This window comes from Photorhabdus heterorhabditis (genome assembly GCF_018448905.1).
In the GTDB taxonomy this organism is placed as follows: Bacteria; Pseudomonadota; Gammaproteobacteria; order Enterobacterales; family Enterobacteriaceae; genus Photorhabdus; species Photorhabdus heterorhabditis.
Map to the genome: position 1 here is coordinate 2,182 of NZ_RCWA01000076.1, position 3,254 is coordinate 5,435.

The window sequence follows — 3,254 nt, forward strand, 5'->3', positions numbered from 1 at the left end:
TTGCTCTTTAACAATCTGGAACAAGCTGAAAATTGAAAACTGTCAGTAATATCGAGAGGTATTATTGAAGAGTCTCTCAACACTCTGCGACCCAAGACGTCTTTGGGTTGTGAGGTTAAGCGAATAAGCGTACACGGTGGATGCCTAGGCAGTCAGAGGCGATGAAGGACGTGCTAATCTGCGAAAAGCGTCGGTGAGCTGATATGAAGCGTGATAAGCCGGCGATGTCCGAATGGGGAAACCCAGTGCAATGCGTTGCACTATCGTTTGATGAATAGATAGTCAAACGAGGCGAACCGGGGGAACTGAAACATCTCAGTACCCCGAGGAAAAGAAATCAACCGAGATTCCCCCAGTAGCGGCGAGCGAACGGGGAGGAGCCCAGAGTCTGCATCAGTGAAAGTGTGAGTGGAAGCGTCTGGAAAGGCGGACAAGAGAGGGTGACAGTCCCGTACACGAACATGCCTTTACTGTGAGCTCGATGAGTAGGGCGGGACACGAGATATCCTGTCTGAAGATGGGGGGACCATCCTCCAAGGCTAAATACTCCTGACTGACCGATAGTGAACCAGTACCGTGAGGGAAAGGCGAAAAGAACCCCGGCGAGGGGAGTGAAAGAGAACCTGAAACCGTGTACGTACAAGCAGTGGGAGCCCTGAGCAATTGGGGTGACTGCGTACCTTTTGTATAATGGGTCAGCGACTTATATTCTGTAGCAAGGTTAACCGAATAGGGGAGCCGCAGGGAAACCGAGTCTTAACTGGGCGCAAGAGTTGCAGGGTATAGACCCGAAACCCGGTGAGCTAGCCATGGGCAGGTTGAAGGTTGGGTAACACTAACTGGAGGACCGAACCGACTAATGTTGAAAAATTAGCGGATGACTTGTGGCTGGGGGTGAAAGGCCAATCAAACCGGGAGATAGCTGGTTCTCCCCGAAAGCTATTTAGGTAGCGCCTCGTGAGTTCATCTTCGGGGGTAGAGCACTGTTTCGGCTAGGGGGCCATCCCGGCTTACCAACCCGATGCAAACTGCGAATACCGAAGAATGTCATCACGGGAGACACACGGCGGGTGCTAACGTCCGTCGTGAAGAGGGAAACAACCCAGACCGCCAGCTAAGGTCCCGAAGTCATGGTTAAGTGGGAAACGATGTGGGAAGGCCCAGACAGCCAGGATGTTGGCTTAGAAGCAGCCATCATTGAAAGAAAGCGTAATAGCTCACTGGTCGAGTCGGCCTGCGCGGAAGATGTAACGGGGCTAAACCATGCACCGAAGCTGCGGCAGCGACATGTAAGTGTGGCTGGGTAGGGGAGCGTTCTGTAAGCCGTTGAAGGTGGCGCTGTGAGGCCTGCTGGAGGTATCAGAAGTGCGAATGCTGACATAAGTAACGATAAAGCGGGTGAAAAACCCGCTCGCCGGAAGACCAAGGGTTCCTGTCCAACGTTAATCGGGGCAGGGTGAGTCGACCCCTAAGGTGAGGCTGAAAAGCGTAGCTGATGGGAAACAGGTTAATATTCCTGTACTGAATGTGACTGCGAAGGGGGGACGGAGAAGGCTAGGCCATCCGGGCGACGGTTGTCCCGGTTTAAGCGTGTAGGTGGAGAGAGCAGGAAAATCCGCTCTTTTATTCACACTGAGGCGTGATGACGAGCCGCTACGGCGGTGAAGTGGTTGATGCCCGGCTTCCAGGAAAAGCCTCTAAGCATCAGGTCACATTGAATCGTACCCCAAACCGACACAGGTGGTCAGGTAGAGAATACTCAGGCGCTTGAGAGAACTCGGGTGAAGGAACTAGGCAAAATGGTGCCGTAACTTCGGGAGAAGGCACGCTGGCGTTAGGTGAAGGGCGCACGCCCGGAGCTGAGGCCAGTCGCAGAGACCAGCTGGCTGCAACTGTTTATTAAAAACACAGCACTGTGCAAACACGAAAGTGGACGTATACGGTGTGACGCCTGCCCGGTGCTGGAAGGTTAATTGATGGGGTTAGCGCGCGAGTGCGAGGCTCTTGATAGAAGCCCCAGTAAACGGCGGCCGTAACTATAACGGTCCTAAGGTAGCGAAATTCCTTGTCGGGTAAGTTCCGACCTGCACGAATGGCGTAATGATGGCCAGGCTGTCTCCACCCGAGACTCAGTGAAATTGAACTCGCTGTGAAGATGCAGTGTCCCCGCGGCAAGACGGAAAGACCCCGTGAACCTTTACTATAGCTTGACACTGAACATGGAGCCTTGATGTGTAGGATAGGTGGGAGGCTTGGAAGTGTGGACGCCAGTCTGCATGGAGCCATCCTTGAAATACCACCCTTGAATGTTTGATGTTCTCACTTAGGCCCGTGACCCGGGCTGAGGACAGTGTCTGGTGGGTAGTTTGACTGGGGCGGTCTCCTCCTAAAGCGTAACGGAGGAGCACGAAGGTTAGCTAATCACGGTCGGACATCGTGAGGTTAGTGCAAAGGCATAAGCTAGCTTGACTGCGAGAGTGACGGCTCGAGCAGGTACGAAAGTAGGTCTTAGTGATCCGGTGGTTCTGTATGGAAGGGCCATCGCTCAACGGATAAAAGGTACTCCGGGGATAACAGGCTGATACCGCCCAAGAGTTCATATCGACGGCGGTGTTTGGCACCTCGATGTCGGCTCATCACATCCTGGGGCTGAAGTAGGTCCCAAGGGTATGGCTGTTCGCCATTTAAAGTGGTACGCGAGCTGGGTTTAGAACGTCGTGAGACAGTTCGGTCCCTATCTGCCGTGGGCGCAGGAAGATTGAAAGGGGCTGCTCCTAGTACGAGAGGACCGGAGTGGACGCACCACTGGTGTACGGGTTGTCATGCCAATGGCATCGCCCGGTAGCTAAGTGCGGGAGAGATAACCGCTGAAAGCATCTAAGCGGGAAACTTGCCTTGAGATGAGTCTTCCCTTGACTTTAGGTCACGGAAGGAACGTTTAAGACGAAGACGTGGATAGGCTGGGTGTGTAAGTGCAGTGATGCATTGAGCTGACCAGTACTAATGAGCCGAGAGGCTTAACCTTACAACGCCAAAGGGGTTTTGGGGTTGTTGTTGAGAGAGAATTTTAGCTTGTTCGGAGATTGATTCTGGTGGCTGCGTAGGCGGCGACGGGAAGGAAACAGAATATGCCTGGCGGCGATAGCGCGGTGGTCCCACCTGACCCCATGCCGAACTCAGCAGTGAAACGCCGTAGCGCCGATGGTAGTGTGGGGTCTCCCCATGCGAGAGTAGGACACTGCCAGGCTTTAAAT

The 3,254-nt window shown here is 53.7% G+C and carries 2 rRNA genes; both read left to right on the forward strand.

Annotated elements, in window-relative coordinates:
• Nucleotides 1–113: 113 nt before the first annotated feature.
• Nucleotides 114–3,025 (forward strand): 23S ribosomal RNA (locus EAE89_RS22085).
• 106 nt (nt 3,026–3,131) lie between these two features.
• A 5S ribosomal RNA gene (gene rrf / locus EAE89_RS22090) occupies nt 3,132–3,247 on the forward strand.
• Nucleotides 3,248–3,254: the final 7 nt, after the last annotated feature.